The sequence below is a fragment of the Bradyrhizobium sp. GW821-FHT13H05 genome (genome assembly GCF_058804065.1).
In genome coordinates, this window is sequence record NZ_JBXAPO010000019.1 from 131390 (window position 1) to 144838 (window position 13449).

Annotated in this window: 10 protein-coding genes; 3 read left to right on the forward strand and 7 right to left on the reverse strand. The window is 65.1% G+C overall.

Annotation, left to right across the window (positions count from 1 at the left end; translation table 11 throughout):
• Positions 1 to 5 precede the first annotated feature (5 nt).
• The 3 genes from AC1RR3_RS35080 to AC1RR3_RS35090 all read right to left on the reverse strand — a co-directional run bounded on the left by AC1RR3_RS35080 (position 6) and on the right by AC1RR3_RS35090 (position 3917).
• Positions 6 to 2078: a TRAP transporter permease gene (locus AC1RR3_RS35080; protein WP_492829287.1), complete on the reverse strand. Its 2073-nt coding sequence runs from the start codon at positions 2076 to 2078 to the stop codon at positions 6 to 8.
• A 236-nt stretch (positions 2079 to 2314) separates the two neighbouring features.
• Positions 2315 to 3481 (reverse strand): TAXI family TRAP transporter solute-binding subunit, encoded by a 1167-nt coding sequence (locus AC1RR3_RS35085; RefSeq protein ID WP_492829289.1) that lies wholly within the window; start codon positions 3479 to 3481, stop codon positions 2315 to 2317.
• 166 nt (positions 3482 to 3647) lie between these two features.
• The gene (locus tag AC1RR3_RS35090; protein WP_492829291.1) at positions 3648 to 3917 is read right to left on the reverse strand and encodes an acyl-CoA carboxylase biotin carboxyl carrier protein subunit; all 270 of its coding nucleotides are present in this window, start codon (positions 3915 to 3917) and stop codon (positions 3648 to 3650) included.
• 47 nt (positions 3918 to 3964) lie between these two features.
• Between AC1RR3_RS35090 and AC1RR3_RS35095 the strand changes: the two genes are divergently transcribed.
• The 3 genes from AC1RR3_RS35095 (at position 3965) to AC1RR3_RS35105 (ending at position 7062) form a co-directional block, all read left to right on the forward strand.
• On the forward strand, positions 3965 to 4939 hold the full coding sequence (locus AC1RR3_RS35095; protein WP_492829293.1) for an IclR family transcriptional regulator: 975 nt from the start codon (positions 3965 to 3967) through the stop codon (positions 4937 to 4939).
• The gene (locus AC1RR3_RS35100) at positions 4869 to 6428 is read left to right on the forward strand and encodes an acyl-CoA carboxylase subunit beta (protein ID WP_492829295.1); all 1560 of its coding nucleotides are present in this window, start codon (positions 4869 to 4871) and stop codon (positions 6426 to 6428) included. The genes AC1RR3_RS35095 and AC1RR3_RS35100 overlap by 71 nt, the downstream gene beginning before the upstream one ends.
• Positions 6429 to 6567: 139 nt before the next feature.
• Positions 6568 to 7062, forward strand: coding sequence for a hypothetical protein (locus AC1RR3_RS35105; protein WP_492829297.1), 495 nt, complete (start codon positions 6568 to 6570; stop codon positions 7060 to 7062).
• A gap of 6 nt (positions 7063 to 7068) precedes the next feature.
• Here AC1RR3_RS35105 and AC1RR3_RS35110 read toward each other — a convergent pair whose 3' ends face one another.
• From AC1RR3_RS35110 to AC1RR3_RS35125, 4 genes are all read right to left on the reverse strand, one after another.
• Positions 7069 to 7701: a hypothetical protein gene (locus tag AC1RR3_RS35110; RefSeq protein WP_492829299.1), complete on the reverse strand. Its 633-nt coding sequence runs from the start codon at positions 7699 to 7701 to the stop codon at positions 7069 to 7071.
• An 8-nt stretch (positions 7702 to 7709) separates the two neighbouring features.
• The gene (locus AC1RR3_RS35115) at positions 7710 to 9962 is read right to left on the reverse strand and encodes a xanthine dehydrogenase family protein molybdopterin-binding subunit (protein WP_492829301.1); all 2253 of its coding nucleotides are present in this window, start codon (positions 9960 to 9962) and stop codon (positions 7710 to 7712) included.
• A 1-nt stretch (position 9963) separates the two neighbouring features.
• Positions 9964 to 10428: a (2Fe-2S)-binding protein gene (locus AC1RR3_RS35120; RefSeq protein WP_492829303.1), complete on the reverse strand. Its 465-nt coding sequence runs from the start codon at positions 10426 to 10428 to the stop codon at positions 9964 to 9966.
• 157 nt (positions 10429 to 10585) lie between these two features.
• Positions 10586 to 13369, reverse strand: coding sequence for an ATP-binding protein (locus tag AC1RR3_RS35125; protein ID WP_492829305.1), 2784 nt, complete (start codon positions 13367 to 13369; stop codon positions 10586 to 10588).
• Positions 13370 to 13449 lie beyond the last annotated feature (80 nt).

Below are 13449 nucleotides of genomic sequence, written 5' to 3' on the forward strand. Positions count from 1 at the left end.
CGCAATCAGGGCACGCGCAACCCATCAGGCATCGAGGCCTGCCGCCGAACCAGCAACAGGGCGATCAGGACCGTGGGCGCGAGGATCGCGAGCCCCAGCAGCGTGACCTGCATCTGTGACAGCGGCATGATGCCGCCGCCCGGGGTTGCCACCACGAAGCCGCCGATCACCAGCAGCACGCGGATCGGCCATTCCAGCGCACCAGCGCCGCGGAGATCGCCGACGAAGGGCTGGTAGCCTTGGATGCCGCCGCAGATGAACAACGTTCCGAACGCGGCAAGTCCCATCAGGCCGAGACCGGCGAGATAGGGGCTCGGCCCCTGCAGCACCAGCGCCGGATTGAGCACGAAGAAGAACGGGATGAAATAGATGATGCTGCCGACCCACATCGATTCCCAGCCGGTCTTCATCGCCGGCGAGCCGGCGATGCCTGCCGCCGCGAACGAAGCGATCGCCACCGGCGGCGTGATCGACGACAGCATGCCCCAGTAGAAGATGAACATGTGCACGGCCATCTTGTTCAGCCCGAGCTTCTCCAGCGCGGGTGCGACCAGGATGGCGAGGAAGATGTAGCAGGCCGTCGTCGTCAGCCCGAGGCCGAGAATGAGGCTGGTGAGGGCGCACATGCCGAGCAGTAGGAACGGATTGTCGCCGGCAATGTGCAAGAGGTCGTTGGCGAGGCTCGACACCACGCCGGTCATCGAGAACGCGCCGATCAAGAGACCGCAGCCGGCGAGGATGCCGACCAGCTCGACGAAGGTGCGGCCGTTGACCTCGAGGAATTTACCGATCGTCGCCAGTGTCCAGCGGGTATCCCTGGAGAACAGCTGGTTGAGCACCAGCAGCAGCGCGGTCGCGTAGAAAGGCGCGTGGCTCTCGCGCTTGAAATAGAGCAGCATCACGATCAGCAGCGCGATGACGAAGACGTAGTACCAGCCGTCCTTGATCGTATCCATGACCCGCGGCAGCTCGGCCCGCGGAATCCCCTTCAGCCCGTGGCGCGCGGCGTAGGAATCGACCTGCATGAACAGGCCGATGTAGTAGAGCGCCGCGGGAATGATCGCGGCGATCGCGACGTCGGCATAGCTGACATTGAGGAACTGGGCGATCACGAAGGCGGTCGCGCCCATCACCGGCGGCGCCAGCACCGCGCCTGTGGAGGCGCAGGCCTCGATCGCGCCGGCATAGGAGGCGCGAAAGCCGCTCTTCTTCATGACCGGAATGGTCATGGTGCCAGCGGTGAGCACGTTGGAGATGATCGAGCCCGACATCATGCCGAGCAGCCCGCTGGCAAAGATGCAGACTTTTGCCGCGCCCCCGCGAAACGTGCCGCACAGCGCGAAGGCAAGGTTGATGAAGAATTTTCCGGCGCCCGTCATCATCAGCGCGGTGCCGAATACGAGGAAGCCGATCACGGTGTCGGCGAAGGCCTGGATGGGAATGCCGAGCAGGCTCTCGCCCGAGAGCACGTGATAGGCGGTCGCCTGTTCCAATGTCGACTGCGTGCCGCGGAACGGACCTAACCAGCCGGACTCCGCGAACAGCGGATAGACGGTGAAGGGCAGTACGCTCAAGAGCAGGCTCCAGCCGCCGGTGCGGCGCAGCGCCTCCATCAGCATCACCCACATCACGAGGCCCGCGGCGATCACGGTGTTCGGCGCGCCGCCGAACTCCCAGCCGGCCTCGGCCGCCTTGCGCACGTTCGACATCAGCAGCAATGCCGCGCCGAACGTCACGATGAAGAAGAGCAGGTCATACCAGGGAATGCGATCGAGCGGCGCGCGCTCCGTCCCCGGAAAGATCAGGAAGGTGAAGGGCAGCATCAACGCGATCAGGAGATAAAAATACTCCGTGTTGAGCTGGGTGTAGCCGATGAAGAAGCGCAGCGAGAATTGCTGGTTGATGCAGAGCAGGATGGTTGCGGCGGTCGCAGCGATCAGCGTCCAGCGCCATGCACCGCGCAGCGTGCGGACGCGCGTGACCTCCGCCTCCTGCATGTTGGCGGCGGCGCCGTGCGGATCGTCGAACACGACCCGCTTGGCGTCGTCCTGCGGGGCGGTGGAGATTGAAGCAGACATGATCGACCCCGCGCGTGGGTTGTTGAATGCAGACTAGGCGAATGGCAGTTGGTTGAAGCGGTCGGGCCGCGGGCGACCAAACCTCTCCCGCTTGCGGGAGAGGTCGGCGCGAAGCGGCGGGTGAGGGCTCTCGCCTCTGGGGAACCCCACTGTGGAGAGACCCTCTCCCCAACCCTCTCCCGCAAGCGGGAGAGGGAGCACATCTCGTGCGTGGCGACGATCGATCCCATCCCGCTCTAGTCCTCGAAGCCGTTCACCATGTCGGCCTTCGCAAGCGCAGCCGCGCGCGCCTTCATCCAGCCGTCGAGGAACGCCTTGTCATCCGCTGGCGGGCTGGACTTGCCGTATTCGGCCCAGGCGGCGCCGAGCACCTCCTGCCGCTTGATCAGCTTGTTGTTGTGGGCGTCCTGCGCGTCGCTCCATTGACCCGCTTCCTTCAGCGCCTTCACGGCGCCGGGATGCACCGGCACCACCCAGTTCTTGGTCTGCCGGTCAGCAGCGAGCCCGCCGGCGCCGGGCGCGGAGTCCTTGTAGGCATCGTAATTGGTGATCATCGCCTTGGTGATGGCATAGATCTGGTCGGCCGGCTGCGAGGCATAGGTGACGAAGATCGGGTAGGGATAGTTGCCGAGCTCGATCGGTTTCTCCGGCGTGATGCCCGCGCCGCAGGTGGCAAGCTGCGGGAAGAAGAACGAGCCGACTTTCTGCATCCGCGCCCAGCCTTCCTTGTCGCCCGCCGGCAGCGGCGGCCAGACCAGCCCGCGCGGCGAGGTCTCGGCCTCTTTCGCCGGGCCGGTGATGGTGGTGCCGAAGGCGGCATCGGTGTCGTTGTTGATCAAGCCCTTCCACATCGCGCCGTAGCTGGCGAACTCGACGACCTTGACGTCCTTCTGGGTCAGCCCGGCGAAGGCGAGCACGGCGAGCGAGTTCTGGTTCAGCGCGGGCGAGCCGACGACGAATCCGACGCGCTTGCCTTTCAGGTCTTTCAGATCTTTCACTCCGGTATCGGCGGCGACGCCAAGCGAACCGCAATTGCAGTCGACCGTCGAGAGCAGGATCTGGAGCGGCTGCGGACCCCATTCCCTGGAGCCGAACTCGAACACGCCTTCCTGCGCGAAATAGGTCCCGGATCCCATCGCCGCGGCCGCCGCGCGCTTGGCGCGCAGCGGCGCGAGCCGCGCGACGTCGTTGCCCGCGGGCAGCACGCGCACATCGGTACTGTATTTGTCCTTCATCATCTTGCCGACGCCGACCGCGATATTGAAGCCGGCGGTGCCGGTGTCATAGGCGGTGAAGGTCAATGTCGCCGGCAGCTTGATGTCTTCGGCGAATGCATAGCGTGTAGACGCAAAAGAAATGTCCGCAACCAAGGCAGGCGCGAGCATGAGCAGTCCACGAAACATGTTCCCCTCCAATGATCCCCGCGTTGGCCGCGAAGATTTTCTTTCTTTGTTTGAAACAAGATTTGTTTGAAACAGATCATGTCATCGCGATCAGGCGATGGCAACGCCGTACCGCGAACGCAGCAATGAGGCAGACAGATTGTCGCGGAAATGACGGAGAATGCAGTCAGTTCGCGACGATCGCGATCGCCTGTCCTTCGGCAACGACATCATCGAGCTTGACCAGAAGCGATGTGATGGTGCCGCTCGCGGGCGAGGGCACCGGAATCTCCATCTTCATGGCTTCGACGACCACAACGTCATCACCATCTGCGACGGTTCCTCCAACCTGCACGGGCGTTGCGCAGATGCGTCCCGCGACTTCGGTGACGATCTTTATTTCTGGCATGCCAATCGCCTTTTTGTTGTCGTCGCAAAATGCCTGAGGTAGCGTCATCTACAAGTGGAATTTAATTCCGCACAGCGGAACAAACGGTAGGGATCATGGGACGACGTTCGGAGCGGTTGAGTAGGCAAGGTGCGCTCGCTGGCGAAGCCGGTGAGGGTGATGTCATCCAGGTGGTGTCGCGCGCGTTCGACGTGTTGCGATGCTTCGAGGGCCACGAGATCAGGCTCGGCAATCTCGAGATTTCAAATCGCTGCGGTCTGCCGCGCTCGACGGTGTCGCGGCTCACGCACACGCTGACGCGCATGGGCCAGCTGGTCTATCTGCCGCGCGATCAGAAATATCGCATCGGTCCGAGCGCGGTAGCGATGAGCGCCTCGATGATGAAGGGCGCGCAGCTCCGCAGCATGATCCGCCAGCGGCTCCAGGAAGTCGCCGAGCAACTGCCCGGCACGGTCGGCTTCGTCGTCCCCGATCGCTTCCATCTGGTCTATCTCCAGTTCGCGCGCTCGGCCACCGCACTCGGCCTGCACGAGGGCACCGGCAGCCGCATCTCGATGGCCTCGACCGCCGCGGGCGCGGCCTACACCGCGGCGCTGGCGCCCGAGATCGGCGATGCCTTCATTGCGGACATGGAGCGCGAAGCGCCCGAGGCTGCGAAAATCCTGCGGCCCCGCATCGAGGCCAACAGGCAGTCGCTGCGCGAGCGCGGCTATGTCGTCGCCTGCGGCATCTGGAGCCCGCACATCAACGGGCTCGCGGTGCCGATCTGGTCGCCGCAGTACCAGACCTTCGTCGTCATCACGATCGGTCTGCTCTCGGCGATGTATGACGAGCAGCGTCTGCATGCCGAAGTCGCGCCGCTGATGCTCGCGCTCGGCCGCTCGCTCGGCAGCCTGCTCGAGGGCGCGGAAGGCGACGTCTTCAACAACCGCATCCCGCGTAAACCGGTCGCAATGGCCGTGCACAACAATAACAAGCCGATCAATTCGGAGGGAGTGAATGAACTGGAAGCCGGAACTCGACGAGCTCGCCCGGCGCGAAGCCTTCGCGCGGGAGATGGGCGGCGTTGACAAGGTCAAGCGTCAGCATGACCAGGGCCGGCTGACTGTTCGGGAGCGTATCGACAAGCTGATCGACAGAGGCAGCTTTCACGAGATCGGTGCCGTCTCCGGCATCGGTGAGTACGATTCCAGCGGCGAGCTGCAGAAATTGACGCCGGCGAACTGCGTGTTCGGCCGCGGACGCGTCGACGGCCGCACCGTGGTCGTCGTCGGCGACGATTTTACGGTGCGCGGCGGCTCGGCCGATGCGTCGATCTCGGCCAAGCCGCTGATGGCGGAGGAGATGGCGCACGACTTCCGCCTGCCCATCGTCCGCATCATCGAGGGATCCGGCGGCGGCGGCTCGGTCAAGACCATCGAGACCAAGGGCGCTGCGAATCTGCCCGGCGGCATCGGCGGCACCCGCTGGTATCGCTTCACGACGGAGAATCTGTCGCGCGTGCCTGTCGTCGCGCTCGGCCTCGGCTCGGTCGCGGGCCTCGGCGCCGCGCGCCTCGCCGCCAGCCACTATTCCATCATGACCCGGAAGTCCGCGATGTTCGTCGCAGGGCCGCCGGTGGTGAAGGCGTTGGGGCAGGACCTCTCGAAGGAGGAGCTCGGTGGCGCCGATATCCAGACCCGCGCCGGCGCGGTCGACCACGCTGTCGATACGGAAGAGGAGGCGTTCGCCTGCGCGCGGCGTTTCCTCTCTTACCTGCCGTCATCGGTCTACGAGCTGCCGCCGACCGTGCCCTGCGCCGATAATCCGGAGCGCAGCGAAGAGGCGCTGATGAACGCGGTGCCGCGCAACCGCAAGCAGGTCTACAAGATCCGGCCGATCATCGAGCAGGTCGTGGACAAGGGCTCGTTCTTCGAGGTGGCCTCCAATTTCGGCAGGCCTGTCATCGTCGGTCTCGCGCGGCTCGAAGGCAGGGCGGTGATGCTGCTCGCCAGCGACAGTTTCCACTATGGCGGCTCCTGGACCGCGGACGCCTGCCAGAAGGTGGTGCGCTGGGTCGACTTCGCCGAGACTTTCCATCTGCCGATCGTCTATCTCATGGATTGCCCCGGCTTCATGATTGGCCTCGATGCCGAGAAGGCGGCGACCATCCGCCACGGCGTCCGCGCCATGGCCGCGGTCAACCAGACCACGGTGCCGTGGTGCACGGTGATCCTGCGCAATGCGTTCGGCGTCGCCGGCGTCGTGCATCAGCCGGCAGACCGCTTCTCGATCCGCTACGCCTGGCCGTCAGCCTATTGGGGCTCGCTCCCGCTCGAAGGCGGCATCGAGGCGGCGTATCGCGCCGACATCGAGGCGGCCGAGGACAAGGGCGCAAAGCTGGAGGAGATCCAGCAGCGCCTCAACAAGCTGCGCTCGCCGTTCCGCTCGGCTGAAAAATTCTGGGTCGAGGAGATCATCGATCCCCGCAAGACGCGCTCGCTGCTGTGCGAGTTCGCAAGGCTGGCCGAGCCGCTGCGCAAGGCCGGGCCGCCGGAGAATTTTTCGATCAGGCCGTAAGCCTGGCCGTCGCGGCGCTCGCAATGACGTCTTGGCAACATTCAGCCAATCTCTGCAACATCCCAAAACATCTTCGCCAACATCCTGCGGCTGTTGGCGCGTAGGACGCGCCCTGATTTGACGGGATCAGGATGGGCAGATGCTATTGAAGACCATGGCCGCGCGTATCGGCACCAGCGCGATTTGCCTCGTGCTTGCCGGCATCAAGCCGTTACGCGCGGAGCCGGTGTTCGACACGCTCGCCGGCGCATGGTCGGGCATCGGCACCATGAAGCCGTCCGATGGTCCGCGTGAAAAGGTTCGCTGCAAGGTGGCGTACAACGTCACGCGGCCTGGACGCTCGTTGACCCTCGACCTGCGCTGCGCCAGCGATGCCTACAAGATGGTCCTGTCCGCCAACATCGAGCAGAGCGGGACGGAGCTCTCGGGCAACTGGTTCGAGAGCGAATATCGTCAGGGCGGCAAGGTCTACGGCACCAACAAGGACGGCCTGATCGAGGCGCGGATTGAAGGAAACACCGTCGCTGCGCTAGTCACGATCCAGACCAAGGCCAGCCATCAGTCCTTCCTGATGGAAGCGCCGGGCTCCTGGATGGCGGAGGTCGCGATCGAACTGAACAAGGACGCGAAGTAACCTCGATCAATTCGGGCAGGGCTGTCCCGCTGCTCCCCACAGCGCCATGTCCTTGACGTGCTCCTCAAAGCTGCCCGGCGGCGTCGAGCGGCCTGCGCCGGGCGCCCATCCGCGCGGGATGAATCCGTTGAGGGACGCATCGTGCCTGAGATGCTCGACCAGGCCGGCGGCGTCGCGGCCGCCATTGCGCTTGGGGTCCTTCAGCTGCGCACAGATCTCGGCGCCGCTCTTGCCGAACCAGATGAAGGCGACCGGCGCAAGCTGCCAGTCGATGCCGGCGCGCGGCGGCGACGGTGCCGGCTCATTCGCCTGGGTTGACGTCATGTGGCAGGTCGAGCAGCGGATCGCTTCAGCCCCGATCCGGCTCTCTCCGCCGTGGATGTTCATGCCGTGCACACGCGGCCTGGTTTCGCCGGCCGGCGTCCAGATCGGGATCGCCTTGGCGTCGACGTGGCAGTTGGCGCAGCGCGGATGCGTCACCACGGCTTCGATCCGCTTCCAGGCCTCCAGCCCCTCGGCGCGGCTGACGCTGCCCGGCGGCAGCGCGCCCCTGGCGGGCTCGTCCTTGGCCACGACGATGCCCGTGAGGGCCGCGATGGACGAGGCCGCGAAGACGAGCGCGATCAGAGATCTCTTCATGGCGCGCCTCACACGAAATCGATGAACTTGTTGAAGGGCATTTCGCGGATCCGTTTTCCGGTCGCCGCGAAGATCGCGTTGGCGAGCGCGGGCGCGGCAGGGGGAACGGGCGGCTCCCCGACGCCTCTCACCTTGGGATCGTTCTCGAGCCCGCGAACCTCGATGACGGGGCATTGGTAGATCCGCATCGCCTCGTGATGGTTGTAGTTGGTCTGCTGCACCGCGCCCTTGGCGTAAGTGAGCTCGCAGTTGATGGCGTGGCCGAGCCCCCAGATCACGCCGCCCTGCACCTGGTTCTCGAAATTGACGGGATCGACGACCTTGCCGACGTCGACCGCAATCCAGACCTTGTCGATCTTGATGCCTCTGTCCGTCACCGAGACCTCGACGACTTCGGCGACCGGCGTGCCAAAGGATTCGACGAACGCGACGCCGCGACCCCGGCCGTTGCCGAGCGGTCCATTCCAGTCCGACATCTCCGCGACCGTCTCCAGCACCTTGCGATAGTGCGGCACGTTGCACATCGCGATGCGCGCCTTCATGGGATCGAGACCCGCGGCATGAATCAGCTCGTCGATGAAGCTCTCGGTGAAGAAGCCCGATGTCGAGGCGCCGACCGAGCGCCATGTGGTGCACGGCGACAGTCCTTGCGCCTCAAAGCTCGTGCCCCGGAAATTGGGAATGTCGTAATAGACGTTCCACAGACCTGCGGCCAATTGCCCGTCGGGATCCTTGGTTGGTGTGCCCGAACGCTCGAGCAGCCCCTTGAACGGTGCCGTCGAGGCGAGTTGCAGATCGGCTGCGACGATCTTGCCCTTGTCGACGCTGCCGCGGTGCCGGGCGAGCGCAATCTGCCGCGGAATGTCCTGGAGGAAATCTTCCTCGCGCGAGAACACCAGCTTGATCGGCGTTCCCTTCATCTGATTGGCGATCTCGGCGAGGGCGCGGACGTTCTCGTATTCGAGACGGTGGCCAAAACTTCCACCAACCCACTGATTGTGGAAGGTCACCTGCTCCGGCTTGAGGCCGATCGCCGTTGCCGCGACATATTGCACGAAGCGGGGGCTCTGATGGCCGACCCAGATCTCCATTCCCTTGTCGGTGACGAGGCCGATTCCATTGAGCGGCTCGAGCGGCTGATGCCCCACATAGGGCGCGCGATACTCGGCCTCGACGAGCTTGCCCATCTTCAGCCCGGCTTCGATATCGCCGATCTTGCGCCACTCCTTGCCGAGGAATTCAGGCTTGAACGAGGATTCCAGCACCTTCCAGTGGTCAGCCTGCTCGGCGGGATACGCCGAAGGCGCCCACTCGCAAACCACGGCGTCGACCGCCTTCATGGCGTACCAGCTGTTGGTGGCGATCACCGCGACGCCAGTCTTGAGTTCGAGGACCGTCTTGACCCCCGGCATCGCGCGCGCCTTGCTGGCGTCGTATGACTTCAGCGGCTGGCCCTTGCCGGGGTTCAGCTTGACGGCGGCATACAGCATGCCGTCCATCTTCAGGTCGATGCCGAACTTCAGCTCGCCCATGACCTTGTCGCGAATGTCGAGGCGCGTCATCGGCTTGCCCAGCATGCGCCATTTCGAGGGATCGCGCGGCTTGGCATCGAGCACCGGCGGAATCTTCGCGGCATCCGCGGAGAGATCGACATAGGCGATCTTGGTGCCGTTGGGCAGGATCACATGGCCCGATTGGGTGCGCAGGTCAGCCACAGCCACGCCTGACCGCTTGGCGGCAGCCGCCTTCAGCGTCTCGCGCGCGACCGCGCCGGCAACGCGCAGCTTGTCATAGGTATCCGGCAGCGTGCTCGACCCGCCGGTCATCTGCAGGCCAGCCTGTCTCAGCCATTCGAGCATCTTGGCGCGCGCTTCCTCGGCGGCCGGACTTTGGTCCGCAGCCACGAACGGTGCCAGCTCGTCGGCAAAGCCGGTGTTGAAATAGGCGGGGCTGGGGCCTGCGAAGCGAACCTCGAACTGGCCGGGATCGAGGTCCATCTCCTCGGCAATCATGATCGGCTGCACCGAGCCGACGCCCTGGCCGATATCGGCATGCTGCGCGATCAGCGTGATCTTGTCCGGGCTGATCTCGACCCAGGGATTGAAGGTCACGGAGTTCGGTCCGAGACCGGCGGTCAGCGGATTGTCATCGGCGCTGGCAGCGGCTTCAGCGGTGCCAAAGGCGCCGAAGGCGATGCCGCCGGCGATGGCGGCGGAGCCGAAGACGAACGCGCGGCGGGAGAGGTTTTCGATATGGCCCATCTCACTTCTCCGCCATCTTCTTGGCCGCGGCCGCATGGATCGCGGCGCGGATGCGCGGATAGGTGCCGCAGCGGCAGAGATTGCCTGACATCACCTGGTTGATCTCGTCATCCGTGGGATTCGAAATCAGGTCGAGCAGCGAGATCGCCTGCATGATCTGGCCGGTCTGGCAGTAGCCGCATTGCGGCACCTGATGCTCGATCCAGGCCTGGATGACCGGGTTCTGCTCTCTTTTCTCCAGGCCTTCGAGCGTGACGACCGACTTGCCCGCGACCTCGCCGATATGCGCCTGGCACGACCGGACGGCCATGCCGTCGATCCGGACGGTGCAGGCCCCGCATTGCGCGACACCGCAGCCGTATTTGGGGCTGGTGATGCCGAGCTCGTCGCGCAGGACCCAGAGCAGGGGCATCTCGGGAACGACATCGACCCGATGCCTGGTCCCATTGACGGTGAGCTCGATCATGTCGGTGCGTCCTTCGAAAGATTGCCGTCCTCACGGCTGAAGTCCCGGTCCGAGTTCGGCCATCGCCGTTCGAGTCTAGCGAGGTGTCGAGGGAGCCGCGGTTAAATGTGGTAAAAGCGTACGGCTGGGATCAGGTGGAACCGGCGCTCTGCAATTCTCAAAGCAGAAGATCCAGTAAACGCCGCGCCCTCGTGATGTCCTTGTCCGCGCCATCAGGGGCAAACACCCGGCAGATCGGATCGAGCAGGGCGATGGCCGCCGAAGGCGCCCCGGTCTCTGCCCACACATCCGCAAGGTCGGTGGCCGCGCGGAGCTGGAAGGAGAGGGCGCCTGCCTCGCCGGCGGTCTGCACCGCGCGGATCAGGGTCTGCTCGCCGCGCATCCGATCGCCGTGTCGATATTCGATCCGCCCGAGGATGCGCAGCAGTTCAGGCTGACACCAGGTCTCATCCAGTTGCTCCGCATGCCTCAAGGCCGCAGTAATGCTTGCGCACGCGACGTCGATCCGGCCGCGCTCGAGCGCTGCTTCGGCCAGCATGCCGAGATAGATCGGGGCGCGTATCAGGAATTGGCTGCCGAGGATCTCGTTGGCGGCAATGCGCATCTGTTCGACGGCATCCGCCTTGCCGCGCTGGTGGTGGATCGCGGCACGGAAGAAGTGGCTGAGCGGCGCCCAGCTCGCAAGGTTCCTCTGGTTGAGGTTGTCGTCGAGCAGGTTCAGGTGCTGCTCGGCGGCATCGACATCGCCGGTCCAGATCGCGATGGGAATGAAGGCCAGGGCAAGCGCGTTGGACTGTGTCACCAGGTGCTCGGTCGCGGCGGCACCTTCGACGGCGGCTCTGGCGGTCCTGACGGCTTCGAGCGTATCCCCGCGCACCCAGCCGACGAAGGCGAGCGAGACGCGGATCACGACATAGGGATCGACCTGGAAGCGCGAGATGCGCGTGCGCTGGGCAAGACGGTCGTGCTGTCTGGCGAGCCGCTTCAGGGCGTCATGCGCGCCGCCGATGTCGCCGCGATAGAACTGCGTCATGATCCGAAAGCGCGCGCCGGACGCTGCCGCCGAACGATCCTTGGCCCGCGCGCTGATCGCATCGAAGCGATCGAGGCTCGCCAGAACGTCGCGGTGACGCCCGGCGAATGATTGGAGCACTGCGAGACCCCAGATCGCGCGGAGCTGATAATCCGCATCGCCTTTCAGCTCGGCCAGCCGCACGCTCTCGCGGCACGCCGCTTCCGCCTCCGGTTCCAGCCGGGCGGTGAAGGAGAGGCTGCGGGCGTAGGCCGTCGCCAGCTTCATCTGCAATTCGAGATCCGGATGAGCCGTCTGCTTTGCGGTGTCCAGCGCCGTGCGCACGCGCTGCCGGCATTCAGCGACCGACGAGAGCTCGTCCCAGAGCGGTATGGCGGCAGCGGATAGTCTGAGGCCAGTCTCGACATCGCCTTCCGCGCCGAAAGCCCAGTCGATCGCCTTGCGCAGATCATTGGCGCGCTGGCCATAGGTCGCCATCCAGTCGTCCCGCGCCAGCCATTTCCATTCCGCCTCGGCCCGCTCGAACAGATCGAGCAGATAGACGGCATGGCTCTCGCAGGCACGCCGATGTTCACCTTCGGCGCGCAGCCGCTCGGCGGCGTAGCTCTTGGTCGTGTCGAGCAGCCGGTAGGCGGCCTTGCCGTCCGTGATGGTCTGCGCGACCAGCGACTTCGATGCGAGGCTTTCGAGGCATGCCGCTGTCTCGCCCGGCGAGGCCACGATGTCGCTGGTGATGCCGAGGACGTCCTCGGTCGTGAAGCGTCCTGAAAACACGGACAAGTGACGCAGCAGCGACGCTTCGCCCTCGGACAGCAGCCGGTAGCTCCAGTCGAGGGTGGCCTGAAGCGCCTGGTGCCGGAGCGGCGCGGTGCGCGGGCCGTAGTTCAGGAGGTCAAAGCTCTCGTTGAGATGCCGGAGCAGGGTGGCCGGGTCATGGCTTTTCAGCCGCGGTGCCGCAAGCTCGATGGCGAGGGGAATTCCATCCAGCCGCCGGCAGATCTCGGCAATCACTGGCGCGTCGCCATCACTCAGGCCAAAACCTGCCGCCTCCTGGGCCCTTGTGACGAACAGCTCGACCGCCGGGAACGCCATCGCCCGTCGTCCGTCGAGGCGCAAATCATCTGCGGGACAGCGGAGCGGCGGCAGCCGGTACACATTCTCCGTCTTCGAGCGAAAGGGCTCGCGGCTGGTCGCGATGATGCCGATATCGGGCAGCGCGAGATGAATGTGCTCGGCCACGACGGCGGCGGTGGCCAGCACATGCTCGCAATTGTCCAGGATCAGCAGCATGTCCTTGGAACGCAAGGCTTCGACGATGCCGACGAGCAGATCGACCAGCCCGGCGCCCGATCCAAGGGCGGACGCGATCGCCGCGCACACCAATTGGGGATCGTTGATCGCGGCGAGATCGACGAAGCAGACACCGTCGCCAAAACGTTCTCCGAGCTCCCGGGCGGCTGCGATGGCGAGGCTGGTCTTGCCGACGCCGGCGGGGCCGACAACGGTGACAAAGCCGCGATCACAAACCCGCCTTGTGAGTTCGGCGACGTCATCCTCGCGCCCGATCAGGAGGGGAGGCCCTTGCGGATGCCGGTCGAAGCCGCCGCCACCCTGTGAGGGTGTCGCGGACGAGGCAGAGGCCGTCTCGAACCGGACCGGCGCGGCGAACCGATAACCGCGGCCCGGAACGGTGATGATGTAGGGAAGCTCGGCCTGGTCCTGCGGCAGCGACCGGCGCAGGGCCGCGATGTTCACTTTCAGATTGCTCTCATGCACGAAAGTGTCGGGCCAGGCGAAGCGGATCAGATCGGCCTTGCTGACCAGCTCGCCCTGGCGCTCGAGCAGCACCTGAAGCAGATCGAGCGCGCGCGCGCCGACCCGGACGGGCACCTGTCCCCGCAGCAGCAACTGTCTCCGGGGAAAAAATCGATACTCGTCAAAGAAATACGCGCCTTCGCTGACCGGGCGCACGTTAGCCTCCTGACGCT